This is a genomic window from Azospirillum terrae, from assembly GCF_053470425.1.
Genome location: NZ_JBPXMR010000063.1, coordinates 1 through 673, shown reverse-complemented (window position 1 = coordinate 673; position 673 = coordinate 1). Strand labels below are relative to the sequence as shown.

Here is a 673-nt window from a genome sequence, read left to right as displayed (position 1 = left end):
CCTTCATCGCCTCTCAGTGCCAAGGCATCCACCAGATGCCCTTCTTACGCTTGATCCTTGAAGCGTACAGCGCCGCGCGCAGGAACAAGCCCGCCCGCGACCTCTCGCGCCACAAGATGCTACGCACTCCAATCCCTGCCACCGTTGCCGGTGGAGCGGACCGGACATGCGCGTCCTCGGTCACTCACTTATTCGCTCTTCACTTGTCCATGAACCCGCTTCGTCTCGACGAAGCGACCGTCCAGCCGTCAGGCCGGTCGGTCCACGTTGCCGTGTTGTGGTCACTTCCCACAGATCTTTTGGAAACCCCAGCTGCCCTCGACACCAGCGGACCTGGTGGAGGCAGACGGGATCGAACCGACGACCTCCTGCTTGCAAAGCAGGCGCTCTCCCAACTGAGCTATGCCCCCGTTTGGTCCCGCAGCGTGAAACGCCGAAACTGGTGGGCCAGGGAGGATTTGAACCTCCGACCTCACGCTTATCAAGCGCGCGCTCTAACCAACTGAGCTACTAGCCCGACGCCGCCGGTCGCCCGGCGTGTCGTTAAGATCCGTGAGAAGGGATGCGCCGGCGGCCGGCGTGATGGGCGGGGAGAGCGGATCCAGATGGGACCGGCTGTCCTTAGAAAGGAGGTGATCCAGCCGCAGGTTCCCCTACGGCTACCTTGTTACGA

2 tRNA genes are annotated in these 673 nt (G+C 62.6%); both read right to left on the bottom strand.

What is annotated here, in order from left to right:
* Positions 1-334: 334 nt before the first annotated feature.
* Positions 335-410, bottom strand: a tRNA-Ala gene (locus ACSVDD_RS29720).
* A 30-nt stretch (positions 411-440) separates the two neighbouring features.
* Positions 441-517, bottom strand: a tRNA-Ile gene (locus ACSVDD_RS29715).
* Between the last annotated feature and the right edge of the window lie 156 nt (positions 518-673).